Raw genomic sequence first — 20,486 nt, 5'->3', positions numbered from 1 at the left:
GGAAGGAGGCCTTCACGGCCCCGGAACCCGAGCCCGGCTGAGTCCTCATCGCAGCTCCACCTCCGCCCCGCGGTACAGCGGTCCCACCAGCAGACTGCCCCAGTTCGGCACCTGGTCCGGCGTCGTGCCCATGGCGGGCGACACGAGCAGGTCGATAAGCCGCTGTTCGTCCGGCGTGTTCACCACCGAACCGCCCGCGCTCCCGCCGGCGGGCAGGGTGCCGTCGGGGTCGCGCGGCGGCGCGGGTTTCGAGGACCCGTCGTCGATGGCGCCGTCCGGCGGGTACTGCGGCCAGCGTCCCGGCGGCGGCACCTGCGGATAGCAGCGCGGGCCACGTTTGTCGTCGTACTTCGGCTCATCGACACCGGGCAGGTACTTGCCCCGGCTCGGCGTGAACTCGATGGTCACCCGGCTGACCTCGGGATGCGCGGTGCCCTTGCCGAACGCGAGTTCCGCGCGCGGCACCGATTCGGCCAGCTGTTTGAGCAGGCACGGGTACTCCGGCGCGTACTTCGCGAGGACGTCCAAAGTGGGCTGGAGGTTGGTGGTGAGCCGGATCAGGTTGTCCTGGTTCACTTTCAGGAAGCTCGTCAGGTCGATCGAAGCGGCGGTCACCGTCGAGTAGACGTCGGCGAGACCGCGCTGGCTCTCGACCAGGGTCTTGCTCGTGGTGGTCAGATCCGACAGCGCGGACAGCAGATCCGGCGCGGCCTTGTCGTAGATCGCTGCCGCGTCGGCCAGTCCGGTGATGTCGGCCTTGAGATCGGGCAGCGACGGGTTCACCTTGCCGAGATAGTCCGAAAGCCCGGCCAGCGTCGTGCCGAGCTGTTTGCCCTGACCGTCCAAAGCGGACGCGACGGCGTTGAGCGTGCTGGCCATCTTTTCCGGCTGGACGGCCTGCAGAAGCGGCATGACGTTGCCCAGCACGGTTTCCAGCTCGATCGCGCTGCTGCTGCGGTCCTGCGGGATGACGTCGCCCTCGGCGATGTGCCGCTCGGGTTTCTCGGGCACCTGCAAGGCGACGTACCGCTCACCGAACAACGTCTTCGGCAGCAGGCGCGCGGACACGTTCGACGGGATGACCGAAGTCTTGTCCGGTTGCAGCGCCAGTTCCATCGTCGCGCGGTCACCGTGCGCCCGGATCGTCCGTACCTCGCCGACGACCATCCCGCGCACCTTGACGTCCGCGCCCTCGCGCATCTGGTTGCCGATGCGGTCGGTCTCCAGGTTCACCAGGGTCACCGTGGTGAAGGCCTTCTGGTAGACGGCGATGGTGGTGACGAAGAACAGCACGACCACCACGAGGAAGATCAGCCCCAGCACCTGGTGCCGGAGCCGCTGCAGCAGAATCCTCCTGTTCACCCGGAAATCCTCACCGTCGTCGTGGCGCCCCAGATCGCGAGGCTGAGGAAGAAGTCGAGTACCGAGATCAGCACGATCGACGTCCGCACCGCGCGCCCGACCGCGACGCCGACCCCGGCGGGCCCACCGCTGGCGGTGTAGCCGTAGTAGCAATGGGACAGGATGACGAGCACGCTGAAGATGATCACCTTGAGGAACGACCAGAGCACGTCCTCTGGCGGCAGGAACAGCGTGAAGTAGTGGTCGTAGGTGCCCGCGGACTGGCCGTAGAGCCAGATGGTGATCTGCCGCGAGGCGAGATAGGACGAAAGCAGGCCGACGGCGTAGAGCGGGATGACCGCGGTGACGCCGGCGATCACCCGCGTCGTCACCAGGTACGGCAGGCTCGGCACGCCCATCACTTCGAGCGCGTCGATCTCCTCGGAGATCTTCATCGCGCCCAGCTGCGCGGTGAACCCGCAGCCGACGGTGGCCGAGAGCGCGAGCCCGGCCGAGAGCGGCGCGACCTCGCGGGTGTTGAAGTAGGCCGAGATGAACCCGGTCAGCGCGGCCGTGCCGAGCTGGTTCAGCGCCGAGTAGCCCTGCATGCCGACGATGAGACCGGTGAACAGCGTCATCCCGATCATCACGCCGAGCGTCCCGCCGATCACCGCGAGCGCGCCGGTGCCGAAGCTGACTTCGGTCAGCAGCCGGAAGATCTCGCGGCCGTAGCGCCGGATCGTCCGCGGGGTCCATGCCAGCGCGCGGAAGTAGAACGACAGCTGGCCGCCGAAGCCTTCCAGCATCGCGCCGGGACGCGCGATGATCTCGAGCGTCCGATCCGAAACAGCGGGTTCGCCTGCCATGTCACATCGCCTTCGGCGGCACGATCCGCAGGTAGATCGCGGTCAGCACGACGTTGATCAGGAACAGCAGCAGGAACGTGATGACCACGGCCTGGTTCACCGCGTCGCCGACACCCTTCGGCCCGCCCGCCGGGTTCAGCCCGCGGAACGCCGCGACCACACCGGCGACGAAACCGTAGAGCAGCGCCTTGATCTCACTGATCCACAGGTCCGGCACCTGGGCGAGCGCGTTGAAGCTGGCGAGGTACGCGCCAGGGGTGCCGCCCTGCATGACGACGTTGAAGAAATAGCCGCCGAGCACCCCGACGACACTGACCAAACCGTTCAGCAGTACCGAAACCACGATGGCCGCGAGGACGCGGGGGACGATCAGGCGCTGGATCGGGTTGACCCCGAGTACTTCCATGGCGTCGATCTCTTCGCGGATCTTGCGGGCGCCGATGTCCGCGCAGACCGCGCTGCCGCCCGCGCCCGCCACGAGCAGCGCGGTGATCAGCGGGCTCGCCTGCTGCACGATCGCGAGCGCGCTCGCCGCGCCGGTGAACGACTGCGCGCCGATCTGCTGCGTCAGCGAGCCCAGCTGCAAGGCGATGACGGCGCCGAACGGGATCGCCACCAACGCCGTCGGCAGGATGGTGACGCTGGCGAAGAACCAGCACTGCTGGATCCACTCGCGGAACTGGAACGGGCGTTTGAAGATCGCGCGCAGGACTTCCCACGACAAGGTCGCGAGCCTGCCGACCTGGATGAGCGCACCCGTACCCGGGACGGACACCGATGCGTTCACAGAACCTCCCAGTAGCCTGCCCCGAGTCTTACTCCACCTGTCAACGCCCCATTGCGTTAGCGGTGTTCACTTTGCTCTCGGCACCTCCACGCTAGAACTTGAGTGCGTGCGTCGCGGTCGCACCGCCATCGGCGACGAACTCCGAACCCGTGCTGTACGAACTTTCGTCACTGGCCAGGAACAACACGAGTTTCGCGATGTCCTCCGGCTGTCCGACGCGGCCGAGCGCGACTTTCTTGCCCACCCACGACATGTCGACTTTCTGCCCGCCCGCGGCGGCGGCGACCATCGGGGTGTCGATCGCGCCGGGGTGGACCGAATTGACCCGGATGTTCTTCGCGCCGAGTTCGAGCGCCGCGACCTTGGTCATCCCGCGGATCGCGAACTTGCTCGCGGTGTAGGCGACGAGGAACGGCATCCCGGCGAGGCCTTCCACTGAGGACACGTTGACGATGGAGCCGCCCCCGGCCCCGGTCATCGGTTCAACGACCGAACGCATCCCGAGAAACGCCCCGATCTGGTTGACCCGGATGACGCGTTCGTAGTCGGCGAGCGTGGTCTTGCCCAGTTCCGAGAAATGCAGGATGCCCGCGTTGTTGACCAGCACGGTCGGCGGGCCGAACTCCGAGCGGGTGCGCTCGATCGCGGCGTCCCATTCGGCCTCGTCACCGACGTCGAGATGCTGGTAGACGGCGGACTCGCCGAGATCGGCGGCGAGTTTCTTGCCGTCGAGGTCGTTGATGTCGGCGATCACCACACGCGCGCCCTCGGCCACGAACAGCCGCGCGGCCGCTTCGCCCTGCCCACGGGCACCACCGGTGATCAGGGCCACCTTGCCGTCGAGCCTGCCCATCGTCATCTCCTCTGATTCACGGCAGCGACATGATCTCGGACGCGGCGAACATCCGTTCCTGGTCGCGGTCGGCGAAGTAGCCGCCCACGTTGGCCGCGAGTTCTTCGGTGGTCCAGGTGCCGTTGACGGTGTCGAACCGCTGTTCCACCGACGGCGGCCGCATCAGCGCGACCATCCCGCCGTAGACGAGGAAGACCTGGCCGTTGATCCGGTCGGCTTCCGGCGAGCAGAGGAAGGACACGAACGGCGCGACGTGGTCGACCGAAAGCGGGTCGATCCCCTCCGGCGCGTCGGCTCCGAAGACGGCTTCGGTCATCGCGGTGCGGGCACGCGGGCAGATCGCGTTGGCGCGGACGCCGTAACGGGAAAGGCCGCGGGCGGTCGAGACGGTGAGCGCGGCGATGCCCGCTTTCGCGGCGCCGTAGTTCGGCTGGCCGGGCGCACCGAGCAGGAACGACTCCGACGCGGTGTTGACCACGCGGCCGTACACCGGAGCTCCGTCTACTTTGGACTTGTCGCGCCAGTACGCCCCGGCGTTGCGGGAAAGCAGGAAATGCCCGCGAAGGTGGACCCGGAGCACCGTGTCCCATTCCTCGTCGGACATCGAGAACAGCATCCGGTCGCGCAGCACGCCCGCGTTGTTGACCAGGACGTGCAGTCCGCCGAAGTGGTCGACGGCGGCGGTGAGCAGCGCGTCCGCGGTCGAGGACTCCGAGACGTCGCCGGTGACCGCGACGGCCTTGCCGCCTTCGGCCTCGATCTCGTCGGCCACCGTCCGCGCAGCGGCCGACACGTCGTTGACCACCACCGACGCCCCCGCGTCGGCCAGCGCCAGCGCCTCGGCCCGGCCGAGTCCCGCGCCGGCCCCGGTCACGATGGCCGTCTTGCCGTCCAAACTCACTCCGGGCCTCCCGCCTTCCAACGCACAGCGTCTCCGCACACACTAGAATCTGTTCTCGTCGCACGCAAGCGCCAAATAATCGGCGCTAACCACGTATGAGCAGGGCGTTTTTCGGACAGCTCGCTACAGCTTGAGTAACACGTTCTACTTGATTCTGCGGAACTTCGGCCGACGCGAGGACGAGCTCCTCGTCGTCGTCGAGATCGAAGACCTCCGGCGCGAAGCCGACACAGATCGCGTTCGCCTCGCAGAGCGAGCGATCGACGTCGATCTCCATATTCCCTCCTCGCCGTCACACCTGGTACAACTAGAACAGGTTCTACCCTACCGCCGCGAGCGGCCATGGCACCAGTAACGAGCACCGACGGCAGAGGTGACGGATGCGGATCGACTACACGCCGGAGCAGCGCGCACTGGCCGGGGAACTACGGGAGTACTTCGCCGGGCTGATGACCCCTGAACGCCGTGAAGCCCTTGCCGGTGACGGCGGCGAGTACGGCGACGCCGTGGTGTACAAGGAAATCGTCCGGGACCTCGGCAGTTCGGGCTGGCTCGCGATCGGCTGGCCCCGCGAGTACGGCGGGCAGGACCGGCCAATGCTGGACCAGCTCGTCTTCACCGACGAGGCGGCCGCCGCCGGGGTGCCAGTCCCGTTCCTCACGGTGAACACCGTCGGGCCGACCATCATGCGTTACGGCACCGAAGAACAGAAGGCGTTCTACCTGCCGAAGATCGCCGCCGGCGAGTTGCACTTCGCGATCGGCTACTCCGAACCGGGCGCGGGGACCGACCTGGCGGCGCTGCGCACCCGCGCGATCCGCGACGGCGACGACTACGTCATCAACGGCCAGAAGATGTGGACGAGCCTGATCGAGTACGCCGACTACATCTGGCTGGCCGCCCGCACCGACCCCGAGGCCCACCGGCACAAGGGCCTGAGCATGCTGATCGTGCCGACGTCGGCGCCGGGCTTCTCGTGGACGAAGGTGCACACGGTCGCCGGGCCCGGCACGAGCGCGACCTACTACGACGACGTGCGCGTGCCGGTGACGTCCCGGGTCGCCGGGGAGAACGAGGGCTGGCCGCTCATCACGAACCAGCTCAACCACGAACGGGTCGCGCTGACCTCGGCCGCGCCGATCCAGACGTCGCTGCGCGAGGTGCGGACCTGGGCGCAGACCACGAAACTGCCCGACGGCTCCCGCGTCATCGACCAGCCGTGGGTGCGGCTGCATCTGGCGCGGGTCCACACCCACGCCGAGTACCTGAAACTGCGGAACTGGCGGATCGCCTGGGCGGCCGCGACCGGCGACCTCGGCCCGGCGGAGGCGTCGGCGACCAAGGTGTTCGGCACGGAGTTCGCGACCGAGGCCTACCGGCTGATGATGGAGATCCTCGGCGCGGGCGCCGTCGTCCGCGAGGGCTCCCCCGGCGCCCTGCTGCGCGGCCGGATCGAGCGGCTGCACCGGTCTTCGCTGATCCTCACCTTCGGCGGCGGCGCCAACGAGATCCAGCGGGACATGATCGCCGCGACCGCCCTCGGCCTGCCCGTCACGCGCTAGTGGTTGCGATCGGAAGGTGGGCGGGGGTATTCGGCGGATCCAGATTTCCGCTGGGCGCGCGGCCGGGAGACGCGCGTACCGGTGTCGTACTCGTGTCTTCCGGCCGTGCGTCCAGCGGGAATCTGGGCCGTCGAGACCCCTGCCACCTTTCGATCGTGACCACTAGGAGATATCGATGGACTTCACGCTCACCGAAGCGCAGAAGGATCTCGCGTCGCTCACGAACCGGATCCTGACGGACAAGGTCACCCCCGACGTGCTGGGACCGCACGGTTCCGGTGGCTTCGACGCTCCACTGTGGACCTCACTAGCCCAGGCTGGGGTGCTCGACGCCGCCCTGCCGCAGTCGGTCGGCGGTGGCGGGTTCGGCTTGCTGGAGCAGTGTTCCGTACTGGCCGAGATCGGCCGCGCGGTCGCGCCCGTGCCGTATCTGACGTCGGTCGTGCTGGGCGCCGCGGCGGTGGCCGAATTCGGAGACGGGCGGCTCGTGGAGCGCTGGGTCGTCCCGGTCCTGCGCGGCGACCACGTCCTCGCGGTGGCGCTGCCGGATTACGGTGTGCCCTGCGGTTTCACCGCTGAGGCCGACGGCGACGGCTGGCGCCTGACCGGGGCCCAGACCGCGGTGCCTTCGGGCGCCTTCGCGCACGGATTCCTCGTCGAAGCCGCCATCGACGGCGGGCGGCAGGTGTTCCTGCTCGACCGCGACGCGGTGACCGTCTCCCCGCAGCGGACCGTCGACCACGCCGACGCGGCACTCGTCGAACTGTCCGGCGCGAAAGCCTCGACCTCACTGGGTGACATCGGCGAATGGCTGCGGCTGCGGGCCACCATCGGCGTCTGCGCCCAGCAGCTCGGCGTCGTCGAACGGGCACTGGAACTGACCGCGGCGTACGCGCGGGAGCGCAAGCAGTTCGGCCATCTCATCGGGAGTTTCCAGGCGGTGCGGCAGCGGCTCGCCGACGCCTACGTCGACGTCGAAGCCGTCCGGCTGACGTTGTGGCAGGCCGCCTGGCGGCTCAGTGAAGGCCTTCCGGCGGCCGAAGAGGTCGCGACGGCGAAGTTCTGGGCGGCCGAAGCCGGGCATCGGGTCGCTCACACCGCCGTGCACATCCACGGCGGTGTCGGCATCGACGTCGACCACACGCTGCATCGCTACTTCGTCGCGGCGAAGCGGCTCGAGTTCACGCTGGGCGGCGCGACCACGCAACTGCGCGGACTCGGCGACCTGCTGGCCGCGGACCCGGCATGACCCCCACGGTCACGGAACTCCTGCTCGCGCGGGCGGAGGACCGCTCGACCGGCCTGCTGTTCGAAGACCGGCACTGGACCTGGGCCGAACACGTCCGGGCCTGCGCCGGACACGCGGCCGCGCTCGCCGGGCTCCTGCGGCCCGGCGGGCATTTCGGGCTGCTGGCGGACAACGTCCCCGAGTTCTCGTTCCTGCTCGGCGGCGCGGCGCTTTCGGGGCACGTGCTGGTCGGCCTGAACCCGACGCGCCGGGGCGCGGCGCTGGCCCGCGACATCGCGCTGGCCGACTGCGAGCTGGTGTTCGCCGAGGAAAAGTACCTCCCGCTCCTGTCCGCGGCCGGCGTCCCGGTGCTGCCGCTGAACGAGCTCGAGCCGGCGCGGGAGGCCGTCGTGCCCGTGGCCGCGAAGCCCGAAGACCTGCTGATGCTGATCTTCACCTCCGGCACCAGCGGCGATCCGAAGGCCGTCCGGTGCACGCACGGGAAGATCGCCTACCCCGGCGAGATGCTGGCGACCCGGTTCGGTCTGTCCACAGAGGACAGCGTGTACGTGTCGATGCCGATGTTCCACTCCAACGCCATCATGGCAGGCTGGTCGGTCGGCCTCGCCGCGGGCGCGGGGATCGCGCTGCGGCGGCGGTTCTCCGCCTCGGGCTTCCTGCCGGACGTGCGGAAGTTCGGTGCGACGTACGCCAACTACGTCGGCAAGCCGCTGTCCTATGTGCTCACCACTCCCGAGCGGGACGACGATGCCGAAAACCCGCTGAAACTGGTCTACGGCAACGAAGGTGCGGAAGCCGACCTCGCCGCTTTCGGCAAGCGCTTCGGCTGCCACGTCGTCGACGCGTTCGGCTCGACCGAGGGCGGCGTGAACTTCGGCCGGGACGCCACCACCCCAGCCGGTTCACTCGGCCGCCTGCTCGACGGCGTCGCCGTCCTCGATCCGGAGACCGGGCAACCCTGTCCCCCGGCGGAATTCGACGCGGACGGGAAGCTGCTCAACGCCGCCGAGGCGGTCGGCGAACTGGTCAACACCGGCGGCGCCGGCTTCTTCGCCGGCTACTACGGCGATCCGGCCGCCGAGGCCGAGCGGATGCGCGACGGGATGTATCACACCGGAGACCTGGCGTATCTCGACGCGGACGGTTACTGCTACTTCGCGGGACGGCTCGGCGACTGGCTCCGCGTCGACGGCGAAAACCTCGGTACCGCGCCGATCGAACGCGCGCTCCTTCGCCATCCCGCGGTCAGCGAGGCCGCCGTGTACGGGGTGCCGGATCCGAGGGTGGGCGACCAGGTGATGGCCGCCTTGGTCTGCCGGACGCCGATCGACGCGGCCGAGTTCGCCGCTTTCGTCGCCGCACAAGGTGATCTCGGGCCGAAGCAGTGGCCCCGGTACGTGCGGACGCTCGGCGAACTCCCGCGGACGGCCACGCACAAGATACTCAAACGAGAACTGGCCGCCGAGGGCACACGCGACGCCCAAGAGCTGCACTACCCCCGCGTTTAGTCCTCTGGATGCGGTAGTTCGTGGTGGCAACTACCGCATCCAGAGGACTGAACGCGAAGGGGCGTGACCCGCAGGGATCCCAGGGTCGGCACCGGTGATCTTCCCGATGTCCCGGCACCGGCGCACTGCCTACGTTCGGTGCCATGAACCGAACCACGCGCCGGATCGGCGTACTGGCGGCCGCTCTCGCCCTGCCCGCCGTCCTCCTCGCGCCGCCCGCGTCGGCGGCACCCGTCCGCTTGAGCCTCCCGACGCCGACAGGTCCTTACGCCGTCGGCAGCACCGACCTCCATCTCATCGATCACTCCCGCCAAGACCCGTGGGTTCCCGGCCTGACGCGGGAATTGATGGTCACCGTGCGGTACCCGGCTTTGCCGAGCGGAAAGCCGAAAGCGCCGTACATGGCGCCGGGTGTCGCGAAGGTGGTGGCCGAGGGCGACGCCGTCAAGCTGGGTATGACGGCGGATCAGCTCGACTACCGCTTCCCCACCCACGCCAGGGCCGGCGCACCCGCGATCGGCGGCAAGCGGCCTGTCGTGCTGTATTCACCCGGGGGCACCCTGTCGCGTTCGCACGGCACCACGCACCTGGAACAACTCGCGAGCGAGGGCTACGTCGTCGTGGCCATCGACCACACCCACGAAGCCGAAGCGGTGGAGTTCCCCGATGGGCGCGTCGCGAAGAAGGCCCTGCCGCCGTCGAGCATCGAGGTGTCGAAGCGCGTGATCGACACTCGCGTCCGCGATACGCGTTTCGTCCTCGACTCGCTCGGCCTGACCCAGGCCGGCATGTTCGGCCACTCCGCCGGCGGGTTCACCGCGGGCGAGACGATGGTGACCGATCGGCGCGTCGTCGCCGGGGCGAATCTGGACGGCAGCATGGCCCATTCGCAGTCGCAGCGGATCTTCGGCCGCGTCGCCGACGAGGGATTGGACCGGCCGTTCCTGCTGATGAGTGCAGGTAATCACAGCGCCGCGTCGGACGCGTCCTGGCAGGAGTTCCTCCGCAACCAGCGCGGCTGGACCCGCGAGACGCGGCTGCCGGACGGTGAACACTTCAGCTTCACCGACTACCAGACGCTGTTGCCGCAGCTGGGCAACGCTCCGGCCGCGTTCGTCGGCACCATCGACCCGGCGCGGAGCGTCGCCACGCAGCGCGCTCAGCTCTCGGCGTTCTTCGGCAAGACTCTGCGTCACCGAAGCAGCGACGTGACCAGGGTGTCCTTGAGCCAGGCTTCGTAGTCGTCGTGACTCCACCCGGCCTCGGTGACGAGGCTGGCGTGGACGTCCGCGCTCATCAGGGCCACGGCGATGTCCGCGGCCCTGGGCACCACCGCGCGGCCGCCGTTCCGGACCCGGTCGATGACCAGCTCGACACCGAGCCGGTTGCGCCGGGCGCCTTCCGCCTGTGTCGCGGCGATGTCCGGGTCGACGGCCGCGCCGGAGCCGAGCATCGTGACGATGTCGCCACAGTGCTCCCGGACCTGCCGCGCGACCGTCGCGAGCAGGCCGAGCAACGCGACCGGATCCTCGGTCCGCTGCGCCTCGGCGACGAGGTCGGGAATCCCGGCCTCGTCGTCGAGGAGGTCGACGAGGCCGCCGAGAACACCGGCCTTGGAGCCGAAGTGGGCGTAGATGGTCTGCGGGGACACCCCGGCTTCCTGGGCAATGAGGCGGATCGGCGTCCGCGCGTACCCGCGTTCGGCGAACAGTCCGCGGGCCGCCGTCAGGATCGTGCGCAGCGTCAGCGCCTCACGACGGTCGCGCAACCGGACGATGCCGGGAAGGTCCGCGGGCATGTATGCTCCTCGAAAGTTGGAACGTTGTTCTAACTTATGGATCGCTGTTACAAGAGAGGATAGCGATGACCACCGAGGAGATCATCACCGCGCTGGAACGGGCCTGGAACGCGGGCGACGGCGAGGCGTGGGCCGCGAACTTCGCCGAGGACGCGGACTTCGTCGACGTCGTCGGCCGGATCCAGCGCGGCCGCGCGACGATCGCGCGCGAGAGCCAGAACATCTTCGACACCATCTACCGGGGCAGCACGCTGCGGATCCGGCAGGTGTCGAGCCGTCCGCTCGGCGGCGGCTTCGACCTCGTGCACACCGCGACCACGCTGTCCATCCCCACCGGTCCGCTGGCCGGGGAAGCACAGGCGGTGCAGACGAAACTCGTCCACGACGGGCGGATCGTCGCGTTCCACAACACCATCCGGGGCGACATCGCGGCGTTCACCGGTCACGACGCGGACCTCGGCGCCCGCTCGCCCCAAGAGTGGGATTCCTGACGGGCGGGGTCGCGGTCTGGAAACCGGCGCTCAGCGTCGTGCTGCCCGGGCTCAAGCAGGGGCGTTGATCGGCCGCAGCCTTCGCGGCCCAGTGTCGGGACGGGAAGGCGGCGGGCCCAGCACGATGCGGGCGTTGGCGACGAAAGCGCCGTCGGGTGAGGCCAGGATCGGGTCGAGCGTCATCGAGCGGACCTCGGGGTTGTCCTCCGCGAGCGCCGCGACACGCAGCACGATGTCCTGGAGTGCCGCCAGATCCGCCGGTTCGTCGCCGCGGTACCCGGTGAGCAGCGGCGACGTCCGCGGCTCGCGCAGCAACGTGGCGGCGTCGACGTCGGTGAGCGGGACCGCGCGGTAAGCCCTGTCCCCCAGCAACGTGCTCACCAGCCCGGAGAGACCGAACGACACGAGCGTGCCGAACGACGGATCGTCCTGCAGCCCGACCACGCACGAAATGCCCTTGGGCGCCATCCGCTGGACGTAGACCTCGTCGTCATGGGAGATCTCGCGCAGATCGGCGTACGCCCGGCGCACTCCGTCCACAGAGGACAGATCGAGCCGCACGCCCGCGAGGTCCGGCCTGCCGCGCAGCCGTTCGTCGACGGCCTTGAGGGTGACCGGGAAGCCCAGCTCCTCGGCCGCCTTCACCGCCTCGTCCGCGGACGAGGCGACCCGGAACGGGACGACGTCGATGCCGTAGCAGCCCAGGAACCGGACCACGTCGTCGTCGGACAGCAGCGTCGTCTTGCCTTCCTCGCCCGCCAGCAGTTCGGAGACGATCACCTGCGCCTGCTCGGCATGCAGGCCCGCGGGCCGCACCAGATTGCCCTGCGGCCGCTGCCGCCAGGCGGCGTAGCGCACGACCCGCGCGAGCGCGTTCACCGCTCGTTCGGGGCTGGGGTACGACGGGACCGAACCACGCGTCGGCACGCCGTCCTCGGACAACACGGCCAGCTCGTCCGGCACCCCCTCGACGGCGAGGAAGGTCGACACGATCGGCTTGTCCTTGTCCATCTCGACGACGGCCTCCCGCAGCGCGCGGGCGTAGGCCGTGCCCGGGATCGCGAGCGGCGGCACGAAGACCACGACGAGCGCGTCGACCTCCGGGGAGTTGAGTGCCTCGCGCACGGCGGCGGCGAATTCCTCCGGGCTCGCCTGCGGCCCGACGTCGACAGGGTCGGCGGTCAGCCGGAGGCCGTGCGCCCGCGCGGTGTCTGCGGCGAGCAGCCCGATAGCGCTGGAGTTGCCCACGATGGCGACCCTCGGCCCGGCGGGCAACGGCTGATGCGCGAAGACCAGCGCGGTGTCGAAGAGTTGCGCGAGCGTGTCGACGCGGACGACGCCCGCCTGCTCGAACAGGGCCTGGACACTGGACTCGTCGACCTCCGCCGAAGTCGCGGCAAGCTGCGGGCGGACGGCGTGCCTGCCGGATTTCACCGCCACCACCGGCTTCGTCCGCGCCAGCCGCCGCGCGAGCCGGGCGAACTTGCGCGGGTTGCCGAACGATTCCAGGTACAGCAGGACGAGGTCGGTCGCCGGATCGGTCTCCCAGTACTGGAGCAGGTCGTTGCCGGAGACATCGGCCCGGTTCCCCGCCGAGACGAACGTCGAAAGCCCGAGACCGCGCGCTTCGGCGTCGGCGAGGATCGCGGTGCCCAGCGCGCCGGACTGGCAGAAGAACCCGGTGCGGCCGCGAGCGGGCAGGCGGGGCGCGAGCGTGGCGTTGAGCCGGACCGAGACGTCGGTGTTGAGCACGCCCAGCGCGTTCGGGCCGACGACCCGCATACCGTGCGCCCTGGCCTCCCCGACCAGCCTCAGTTCGGCGTGCAGCCCGTGCGGACCGGCCTCGGCGAACCCGCCCGAGACGATCAGGAGGGTTTTGACCCCCTTGGCCAGCGCACCGTCCAAAACGGACTCGACGGCCTCGGCCGGCACGGCGACCAGCGCGAGGTCGACGTCCTCGGGAATGTCCACGACGGACGGATAGGCACGCACGCCGCGGACGGACTTGTGCTCCGGGTTGACCGGGTAGACCGTGCCGGCGAAGTCGGCGCTGAGCAGGTTGGTGAGGGCGACGTAGCCGATCTTCGTCGGATCGGTGGACGCGCCGATCACCGCGACCGACTTCGGATGCAGCAGGTTGTGCACGCTGCGCGCCTCGGCGGCCTGCTCACGGGAGCGGGCGACCGCGAGCGACTCCTCGGTCGGGTCGATGTCGAACTCCAGGTGCAGCACGCCTTCTTCGATCTCGCGGCTGACCTGGTAGCCCGCGTCGCGGAACACGCGGACCATCGCCGCGTTCTCGGCGAGCACTTCGGCGACGAAGCGGCGAAGCCCGCATTCCGAGGCGGCGGCGGCGAGATGCTCCAGCAAGATCGACCCGAGCCCGCGCCCCTGATGGGCGTCGTCGACGACGAACGCGACCTCGGCCGACGGCCCGTGTTCGAGCCGTTCGTAGCGGCCGACCGCGACGATGTCGTCGCCCAGCAGCGCGACGAAGGCGACCCTGTCGTGGTGATCGACGACGGAGAACCGTTCGAGGTCCCGCTGCGGGATCCGCGGATAGGCGCCGAAGTACCGGAAGTACCGGGTGCGTTCGGACAACCGCCCGTGGAAGGCGACGAGCCCGTCGGCGTCACTCGGGATCACCGGGCGCAGGTGCACCGTGCCGCCGTCGGAGAGCAGGACGTCGGCCTCCCACTCCCGCGGGAAGTCGTAGGGGTCGCGTTTGGTGTCCTCACTGGCCATGTCAGTCCCTCGGATCGTCCGGATCGAGGCCGTGCAGCGGGAAGATCGCCCGGCGGGTGTCGCGGATCGCGATGTCGACCGGCTCGTCCGCCCCATCCCCCCACGGGACGTACGCGGTGTCGCGGTCGTCGGACATGCCGGGCGGGATCTCGGCTTTCGGCGCCGCCCTGGAGATCGACGCGACCCAGTTCGGCGGCAGGGCCGTCGCCGGATCGACGTCGCGGTCGAGCACGGTGGCGAGCAGATGGGTCCAGGACCGCGGCACCACCCGGATCAGCTGGTAGCCACCGCCGCCCACGGCGAGCCAGCGGCCGCCCGCGTGCGCTTCGGACAGTTCACGCAGCCGCCGGTAGATGGCGCGATGGCCGTCCACCGAGAGCGAGAGGTCCGCCAGCGGGTCTTCCTCGTGGGAGTCGACGCCGCATTGGGTGACGAGGAGCTGCGGCCGGAACTGTTCCAGCAGCGACGGCACCACCGCCTCGAACGCCCGCAGCCAGCCGCCGTCACGGGTGCCCGGCGGCAGCGGCAGGTTGACCGCGGTGCCCTCGGCCCCGCCCTTGCCGATCTCCGCCGAGTAGCCCGTGCCCGGCCACAACGTGAACGGATGCTGGTGCAGGGAAACGGTCAGCACCCGGGGGTCGTCGTAGAACGCCTCCTGCACGCCGTCGCCGTGGTGGACGTCGGTGTCGACGTAGGCGATGCGGTCGAAGCCGTGGTCCAGCAACCACGAGATCGCCACCGAACAGTCGTTGTAGACGCAGAAACCCGACGCCTTGCCCGGCATCGCGTGATGCAGGCCGCCGGCGATGTTCACCGCCCTGGTGGCCTCGCCCTCGGCGATCTTGCGCGCCGCCAGCAGCGTCGAGCCGACGACGAGCGCGGAAGCCTCGTGCATACCGGTGAACACCGGGTTGTCCTCGGTGCCGAGCCCGTGCGCGAAATCGGCTCCGGTCATCGGCGCCTGCCGGACGGCCTCGATGTACTCGCCGAGGTGCACCCGGCGCAGCTCGTCTTCGCCAGCCGGGCCGGGGACGAGCAGTTCGACCCCGTCGAGCACGCCGAGTTCGGTGGCGAGCCGGATGGTCAGTTCGAGCCGGACCGGGTTGAACGGATGCTCGCCGCCGAGGTCGTAACCCAGCAGCGAGGAGTCCCATACGACGGCCGGTGCTCGCATGGTCCGAACTCTAGTGCCCTGCGTCGGAAATACGGTGCTTATCCCGGTGGATCCAGGTTTTCGACGGCAAGGCGCCGGTTCGTCCTCGTACCGGGTCGTACTCGGGCGGACCGGCAACGCCGCCGTCGGGAAGCTGGGCCGCCGGGATACGCGCCGGATTTCCGACGCAGGGCACCAGTGCCCTGCGTCGGAACATGCGTCGTTCCGGAACCGCCCGCGGGTCAGCCGGGCAGATCGCCGGTGGCCACCGGACGCTCCGGATCGCGGGACCAGTGCGACCACGAACCCGCATACAGCGCCGCCGGCTCCGGGTGACCGGCGACTTCGAGCGCGAGCACGACGGACGAGGCGGTGACCCCCGATCCACAGTAGACACCGACCGGGGTCTCCGGGGCCACGCCGAGACCTTCGAACCGCTCGGCCAGTTCCGAGGCGTCACGCCAGCGGCCGTCCTCCGCGAGATGCCCGGAGAAGGGCGCGTTGACCGCGCCGGGGATGTGCCCGGCGCGCGGGTCGATCGGCTCGGTCTCCCCCGCGTACCTCGGCCTCGCCCGCGCGTCGAAGAGCAGCCCGTCCCTGGCGAGCGCGGCGAGCTCGTCCGCGTCGAGCACCGGCATGCCGCCGGGCTTCACGACGATGTCGCCCTCCGTTGGCGAGGGGACCTCGCCGGTGAGCGGGCGCCCTTCCTCGGCCCAGGCGGCGAACCCGCCGTCGAGCACGGCGACCTCGGTGTGCCCGGCCCAGCGCAGCAGCCACCACGCCCTGGCCGCGACCGAACCGTCGGAGTCGTCGTAGACCACGACCGGATGCCCGGCGCGGACCCCGGCCGCCCGCAGGTGCCGTTGCAGTGTCGCCGGGTCCGGCAGCGGATGGCGGCCGCCGTCACCCGGCTCTCCGGCGAGCGCCGTGTCGAGGTCGACGTACACCGCGCCCGGGAGATGCGCCTCACGGTAGGAATCGGCACCGGGCGGGCCGGCGAGCCGCCAGCGGACGTCGAGGATCACGGAGCGTGCCGGTTCCGGCCCGGAGAGCTGCGTGGCGAGTTCGCCGGTGGTGATCATGGGGCGCATACGGCCATCTTTCCGTGCCTCACGGCTCCACGCCCAGCTTGGGGGACTTTTCCCGCCTCGGCACTTGTTCTCCCCACGCCTGCGTCGCTGTCGGTGCCAGCGACTACGATGAGCAACGCGGACGAAGGGGACAGCGTGAACGATCTCATCGACACCACAGAGATGTACTTGCGTACGATCTACGAGCTCGAAGAAGAAGGTGTCGTCCCGCTGCGGGCCCGGATCGCGGAGCGGCTGCAGCAGAGCGGCCCGACCGTGAGCCAGACCGTCGCCAGGATGGAGCGCGACGGACTGGTCGTGGTCGCGGACGACAGGCACCTGCAGCTGACCGAACACGGTCGCGAGCTCGCCATCGCGGTCATGCGCAAGCATCGCCTGGCCGAGCGCCTCCTGGTCGATGTCATCGGCCTGGAGTGGGAGCACGTCCACAACGAGGCCTGCCGCTGGGAACACGTGATGAGCGAGGCCGTCGAGCGCAAGCTGGTCAAGCTGCTCGACCACCCCACCACGTCGCCCTACGGCAACCCGATCCCGGGGCTGGACAAGCTCGGCGACGGTGAGCCCGCCCCGCCCGCCGAGGCCGACCTGGTGCGGCTCGACGAGTTCGCCCGCATGGGTGGCGGCGAGGTCGAGATCCGCCGTATCGCCGAGCACGTGCAGCTGGACGAGGCGCTGATGACGGAACTCAAATCCGTCGGCATCGTGCCCGGCAGCCGGGTCAAGGTCGGCAAGGCGGCACCCGGCGGGACCATAGAGGTCACCGGCGGGGACAACACCGCACAGGTTCCCGTGTCGGCGTTGCATGCCGTGCTGGCGCAGGCCAGGTGAGCGCCGCTTCCGACGCCGCGGAGACCTTCCAGGCCCTCCACGGCCGGGCTCCGGCGGGCGTCTGGTCCGCACCCGGCCGGGTGAACCTGATCGGTGAGCACACCGACTACAACGACGGTTTCGTGCTGCCCTTCGCCCTCCCGCACCGGCTCGCCGCCGCGGCGGCCCCGCGCGAGGACGGCGTGCTGACCGTGGCCACGCTCGGCTCGGACGGCAGGGTTCAGGAATCCGGCCCGCTCACGATCGCCGATCTGCGGCCCGGCTCGGTCGAGGGGTGGGCCGCGTACCCGGCGGGAGTCGCGTGGGTGCTGCGTGACCAGGGCCTCGGCGGCGGCGCGGACGTGGCGATCGCGGGGAATGTGCCCTCGGGGGCGGGTCTGTCCTCCTCGCACGCGCTCGAATGCGCGGTCGCGCTCGCCCTCCTGGGGCTGGCGGGCGTCACTCCCGGGGCAGGCGCGGGTTCGCCGAGCCTGCACGAGGTGGCCCGCTGGGTGCAGCGTTCGGAGAACGACTTCGTCGGTGCGCCGACCGGTCTGCTCGACCAGACCGCTTCCCTGTGCTGCACGGAATCGAACGTGCTGTTCCTCGATGTCCGCTCCGGCGAGATGGAGCAGGTGCCGTTCCCGCTGGAGGAATCCGGCGTCCGGATCCTGATCATGGACACCCGCACGAAGCACTCGCACGCCGAGGGCGGCTACGGCGAACGCCGGCGGGGCTGCGAGCGCGCCGCGGAACTGCTCGAGGTGAAAGCACTCAGGGACATCGACGTCGACGGCCTGGACGCCGCGCTCGACAAGCTGCCGTCCGAACTCGTGCCGCTGGTACGCCACGTGGTGACGGAGAACCAGCGCGTCCTCGACACCGTGGAACTCCTGCGGGCGGGCCGGATCACCGAGATCGGCCCCCAGCTGGACGCCTCGCACGTCAGCATGCGCGACGACTACCGGATCTCCACCCGGGAACTCGACCTCGCCGTCGATTCGGCCCGGGAAGCCGGTGCGCTCGGCGCGCGGATGACCGGCGGCGGCTTCGGCGGCTCGGCCATCGCGCTGGTCCGCGAGTCCGATGTGGACTCGGTGGGCCGGGCGGTGAAGGCCGCGTACGAAGCGGCGGATCTGCGCCACCCCAGGCTGTTCACCGCGGTGCCGTCGCGCGGCGCCGGCCGCGACGAGCTCTAGCCCGAGGCCGGATTTCGTGGAGCGCACCTGTACCCCCGGGCGAGCCTCGTGCCCGGGGGCGAGGACACTGGGCCGCGACCGCATCCGCAGCAGAAAGGCGCGAACGTGACCGACGAACCGACCAAGACCCTGAAGCTGATGGTGACGGGCGGAGCCGGTTATGTGGGCAGTGTCTGCGCGGCCCGCCTCATCGAGGCCGGGCACGACGTCACCGTGGTCGACGACCTCTCCACCGGGCACGCTGACGCGGTGCACCCGGACGCCACCTTCGTCGAGGGTGACGCCGCCGAGGTCGCTCAGCGCCTTCTCGGCGACGGCTTCGACGGTGTCCTCCACTTCGCCGCCAAGTCGCTGGTCGGCGAGTCGATGACGGATCCGGCGAAGTACTGGGAAGGCAATGTCCTGACCTCGCTTCGCCTGCTGGAAGCGATGCGCGACCACGGCACGAAGCGGCTGGTGTTCTCTTCCACCGCGGCCACCTACGGCGAACCGGAGTCCTCCCCCATCCCGGAGACGGCGCCGACGCGGCCGACTAACACCTACGGCGCGACGAAGCTGGCCATCGACCACGCGATCACGTCGTTCTCGCGCGCCCACGGCATCGCCGCCGTCAGCCTGCGCTACTTCAACGTCGCCGGCGCCTACGGCTCCTTCGGCGAGCGGCACGCCACCGAAACCCATCTGATCCCCCTCGTGCTCCAGGTCGCCACCGGGGACCGCGAGCGGATCCAGATCTTCGGTGACGACTACCCGACCGCCGACGGCACCGCCATCCGCGACTACATCCACGTGGTCGACCTCGCCGACGCGCATCTGCTGGCGCTGCGCCACGCGGCCGACGGCGAGCACCGCGTCTACAACCTCGGCAGCGGCACCGGTTTCTCCGTGCTCGAGGTGATCGAGGCGTGCCGCCGCACCACCGGTCACGAGATCCCCGCCGCGGTCGCGCCGCGCCGGGCGGGCGACCCGTCGGTGCTGGTGGCCTCCAGCGAGCGGGCGAACGACGAACTCGGCTGGAAGCCCGAGCGCACCGACCTCGACGGCATCGTGGCCGACGCGTGGGCGTTCACCCGGTCCCGCCAGACCGCCTGAGGCGGATCTCGGGAGTTCCTTCGGCCCGCTGCCGCAGGACCGCCCTGGCCAGTTCGGCCGGCTGCACCATCGTGTGCAGTGCCGTGGTCAGCAACTTCGTCAGCCCGTGGTCGGGGTCGGTTTCGCCGGCCCTGACCAGGGCGATCCCGGCGGTCGCCAGGTCGCCGCGGACGTAGGCGGCGTGTGCTTTCAACGCCAGCGCCTCGGCGGCTTCCGGCGCCGGAAGTTCCCGGGCCAGCGTGAGCCAGAGCTCCTCCGCCGTGCGAGCGAGGGGTGACTCCGCGGGGGCTGCGGTGAGCATGCAGGCGCCCCGGACCTCGACCAGGGAAAGGGCCCAGGCCAGCCGGACGGCCTGGTCGTCGGTGACCGTCAGATCGCCGTCGTCGGCGCGGGCGAGCGCGGCGTTCACCTCGCCGGCTCCCGCCCCGACGAGATCTCCGCCTCGCCATGGCGGATCGGCCATTCTCGTGAGGAGATCGGCACGCCTGGCGAGCGTCTCCGGCGCGACGGGGTCGAAGAGGCGCTCGACTTCTTCCCGGCTCGCGTGCGTGATCTGCCCGGCACCGGTGACGACCGCGGCGGCCACCGAGTCGCGCGGATCCGGTAGGCGACCGCCACAGGTTCGGTCCCGGTAGCAGCCCCAGCGCACGTCGGCGGCGATCCGCGGCGCCCACACCGAATGCTTCAGCGAGATGTCGTACTCGGCCAGCGAAGCTTCCAGGCGCCGGATGAACCGGCGTCGCGGTGGCCGCCCCGCCTTGTTCACGGTGCCACCGCCGATCACCGCCACGGTGGCACCGGTGTGGTGGGTCACGGCGAGCCTGATCGCCAGGTCACGCGCCTGGTCGTGTTCCAGGCCCGGCGGTGGCAGGTCCACGCGCATGACGAGGCCCTGTTGCTTGCGTCCCGGGCCGCGCAGGCCGAAGACGACGACGGAGTCCTCGGGATGGAAGCCGAGGAGGTACGGGATCGCGGCGAGCAGGTCCGCCGGATCCGTCAGATCGACCGTGGTCCTGCCGGTCGGGGTGGATGTGGTCATGCCC

Annotated in this window: 19 protein-coding genes; 8 read left to right on the top strand and 11 right to left on the bottom strand. The window is 70.1% G+C overall.

Annotation, left to right across the window (positions count from 1 at the left end):
• Positions 1-45: 45 nt before the first annotated feature.
• From DMH03_RS19925 to DMH03_RS19900, 6 genes are all read right to left on the bottom strand, one after another.
• Positions 46-1,362 carry an MCE family protein gene (locus DMH03_RS19925; RefSeq protein WP_125793501.1) on the bottom strand — a complete coding sequence of 439 codons (1,317 nt, stop codon included), beginning with the start codon at positions 1,360-1,362 and terminating at the stop codon, positions 46-48.
• On the bottom strand, positions 1,359-2,207 hold the full coding sequence (locus tag DMH03_RS19920) for an ABC transporter permease (protein ID WP_125785417.1): 849 nt from the start codon (positions 2,205-2,207) through the stop codon (positions 1,359-1,361). Before DMH03_RS19920 ends, DMH03_RS19925 begins: the two co-directional genes overlap by 4 nt.
• Position 2,208: 1 nt before the next feature.
• Positions 2,209-2,994, bottom strand: a complete 786-nt coding sequence (locus DMH03_RS19915; protein WP_091597335.1) for an ABC transporter permease — start codon at positions 2,992-2,994, stop codon at positions 2,209-2,211.
• Positions 2,995-3,085: 91 nt separating this feature from the next.
• Entirely contained in the window at positions 3,086-3,847 is a 762-nt protein-coding gene (locus DMH03_RS19910) for a glucose 1-dehydrogenase (protein ID WP_125793500.1), read from the bottom strand.
• 16 nt (positions 3,848-3,863) lie between these two features.
• Complete coding sequence (locus DMH03_RS19905) at positions 3,864-4,748, bottom strand: 3-oxoacyl-ACP reductase (protein ID WP_125793499.1); 885 nt, start codon at positions 4,746-4,748, stop codon at positions 3,864-3,866.
• An 85-nt stretch (positions 4,749-4,833) separates the two neighbouring features.
• Positions 4,834-5,025, bottom strand: a complete 192-nt coding sequence (locus DMH03_RS19900; RefSeq protein WP_007033756.1) for a ferredoxin — start codon at positions 5,023-5,025, stop codon at positions 4,834-4,836.
• 103 nt (positions 5,026-5,128) lie between these two features.
• Here DMH03_RS19900 and DMH03_RS19895 point away from each other — a divergent pair, with 103 nt between their 5' ends.
• The 4 genes from DMH03_RS19895 to DMH03_RS19880 all read left to right on the top strand — a co-directional run bounded on the left by DMH03_RS19895 (position 5,129) and on the right by DMH03_RS19880 (position 10,308).
• Positions 5,129-6,310, top strand: coding sequence for an acyl-CoA dehydrogenase family protein (locus tag DMH03_RS19895; RefSeq protein WP_125793498.1), 1,182 nt, complete (start codon positions 5,129-5,131; stop codon positions 6,308-6,310).
• 175 nt (positions 6,311-6,485) lie between these two features.
• Positions 6,486-7,559 (top strand): acyl-CoA dehydrogenase family protein, encoded by a 1,074-nt coding sequence (locus tag DMH03_RS19890; protein WP_125793497.1) that lies wholly within the window; start codon positions 6,486-6,488, stop codon positions 7,557-7,559.
• The gene (locus DMH03_RS19885) at positions 7,556-9,067 is read left to right on the top strand and encodes a long-chain-fatty-acid--CoA ligase (RefSeq protein WP_125793496.1); all 1,512 of its coding nucleotides are present in this window, start codon (positions 7,556-7,558) and stop codon (positions 9,065-9,067) included. The genes DMH03_RS19890 and DMH03_RS19885 overlap by 4 nt, the downstream gene beginning before the upstream one ends.
• A 143-nt stretch (positions 9,068-9,210) precedes the next feature.
• On the top strand, positions 9,211-10,308 hold the full coding sequence (locus DMH03_RS19880; RefSeq protein ID WP_125793495.1) for an alpha/beta hydrolase: 1,098 nt from the start codon (positions 9,211-9,213) through the stop codon (positions 10,306-10,308).
• Here the strand turns inward: DMH03_RS19880 and DMH03_RS19875 are convergent.
• A complete protein-coding gene (locus tag DMH03_RS19875; RefSeq protein ID WP_125793494.1) occupies positions 10,260-10,865 on the bottom strand; it encodes a TetR/AcrR family transcriptional regulator in 606 nt (201 codons plus the stop codon). The two genes, DMH03_RS19880 and DMH03_RS19875, sit on opposite strands and share 49 nt — an antisense overlap.
• Positions 10,866-10,930: 65 nt before the next feature.
• Here DMH03_RS19875 and DMH03_RS19870 point away from each other — a divergent pair, with 65 nt between their 5' ends.
• Positions 10,931-11,356 carry an SgcJ/EcaC family oxidoreductase gene (locus DMH03_RS19870; protein WP_125793493.1) on the top strand — a complete coding sequence of 142 codons (426 nt, stop codon included), beginning with the start codon at positions 10,931-10,933 and terminating at the stop codon, positions 11,354-11,356.
• 51 nt (positions 11,357-11,407) lie between these two features.
• Here DMH03_RS19870 and DMH03_RS19865 read toward each other — a convergent pair whose 3' ends face one another.
• The 3 genes from DMH03_RS19865 to DMH03_RS19855 form a co-directional block, all read right to left on the bottom strand.
• The gene (locus DMH03_RS19865; RefSeq protein ID WP_125793492.1) at positions 11,408-14,101 is read right to left on the bottom strand and encodes a bifunctional GNAT family N-acetyltransferase/acetate--CoA ligase family protein; all 2,694 of its coding nucleotides are present in this window, start codon (positions 14,099-14,101) and stop codon (positions 11,408-11,410) included.
• A 1-nt stretch (position 14,102) separates the two neighbouring features.
• Positions 14,103-15,275 carry an acetoin utilization protein AcuC gene (locus DMH03_RS19860; protein WP_125793491.1) on the bottom strand — a complete coding sequence of 391 codons (1,173 nt, stop codon included), beginning with the start codon at positions 15,273-15,275 and terminating at the stop codon, positions 14,103-14,105.
• 221 nt (positions 15,276-15,496) lie between these two features.
• A complete protein-coding gene (locus tag DMH03_RS19855) occupies positions 15,497-16,345 on the bottom strand; it encodes a sulfurtransferase (RefSeq protein WP_125793490.1) in 849 nt (282 codons plus the stop codon).
• Positions 16,346-16,453: 108 nt separating this feature from the next.
• On the opposite strand from DMH03_RS19855, the gene DMH03_RS19850 reads away from it, so the two are divergent.
• From DMH03_RS19850 to galE, 3 genes are all read left to right on the top strand, one after another.
• The gene (locus DMH03_RS19850) at positions 16,454-17,173 is read left to right on the top strand and encodes a metal-dependent transcriptional regulator (protein WP_125793489.1); all 720 of its coding nucleotides are present in this window, start codon (positions 16,454-16,456) and stop codon (positions 17,171-17,173) included.
• Entirely contained in the window at positions 17,170-18,351 is a 1,182-nt protein-coding gene (gene galK / locus DMH03_RS19845; RefSeq protein WP_125793488.1) for a galactokinase, read from the top strand. Before DMH03_RS19850 ends, galK begins: the two co-directional genes overlap by 4 nt.
• A gap of 138 nt (positions 18,352-18,489) precedes the next feature.
• Complete coding sequence (galE, locus tag DMH03_RS19840; RefSeq protein WP_125785518.1) at positions 18,490-19,443, top strand: UDP-glucose 4-epimerase GalE; 954 nt, start codon at positions 18,490-18,492, stop codon at positions 19,441-19,443.
• Here galE and DMH03_RS19835 read toward each other — a convergent pair.
• On the bottom strand, positions 19,418-20,482 hold the full coding sequence (locus tag DMH03_RS19835; RefSeq protein ID WP_125793487.1) for a DUF4192 domain-containing protein: 1,065 nt from the start codon (positions 20,480-20,482) through the stop codon (positions 19,418-19,420). The genes galE and DMH03_RS19835 overlap by 26 nt on opposite strands.
• Positions 20,483-20,486: the final 4 nt, after the last annotated feature.

The sequence above is a fragment of the Amycolatopsis sp. WAC 01376 genome, from assembly GCF_003947415.1.
Classification (GTDB): Bacteria; Actinomycetota; Actinomycetes; order Mycobacteriales; family Pseudonocardiaceae; genus Amycolatopsis.
This window is presented reverse-complemented; position numbering and strand designations above follow the sequence as displayed.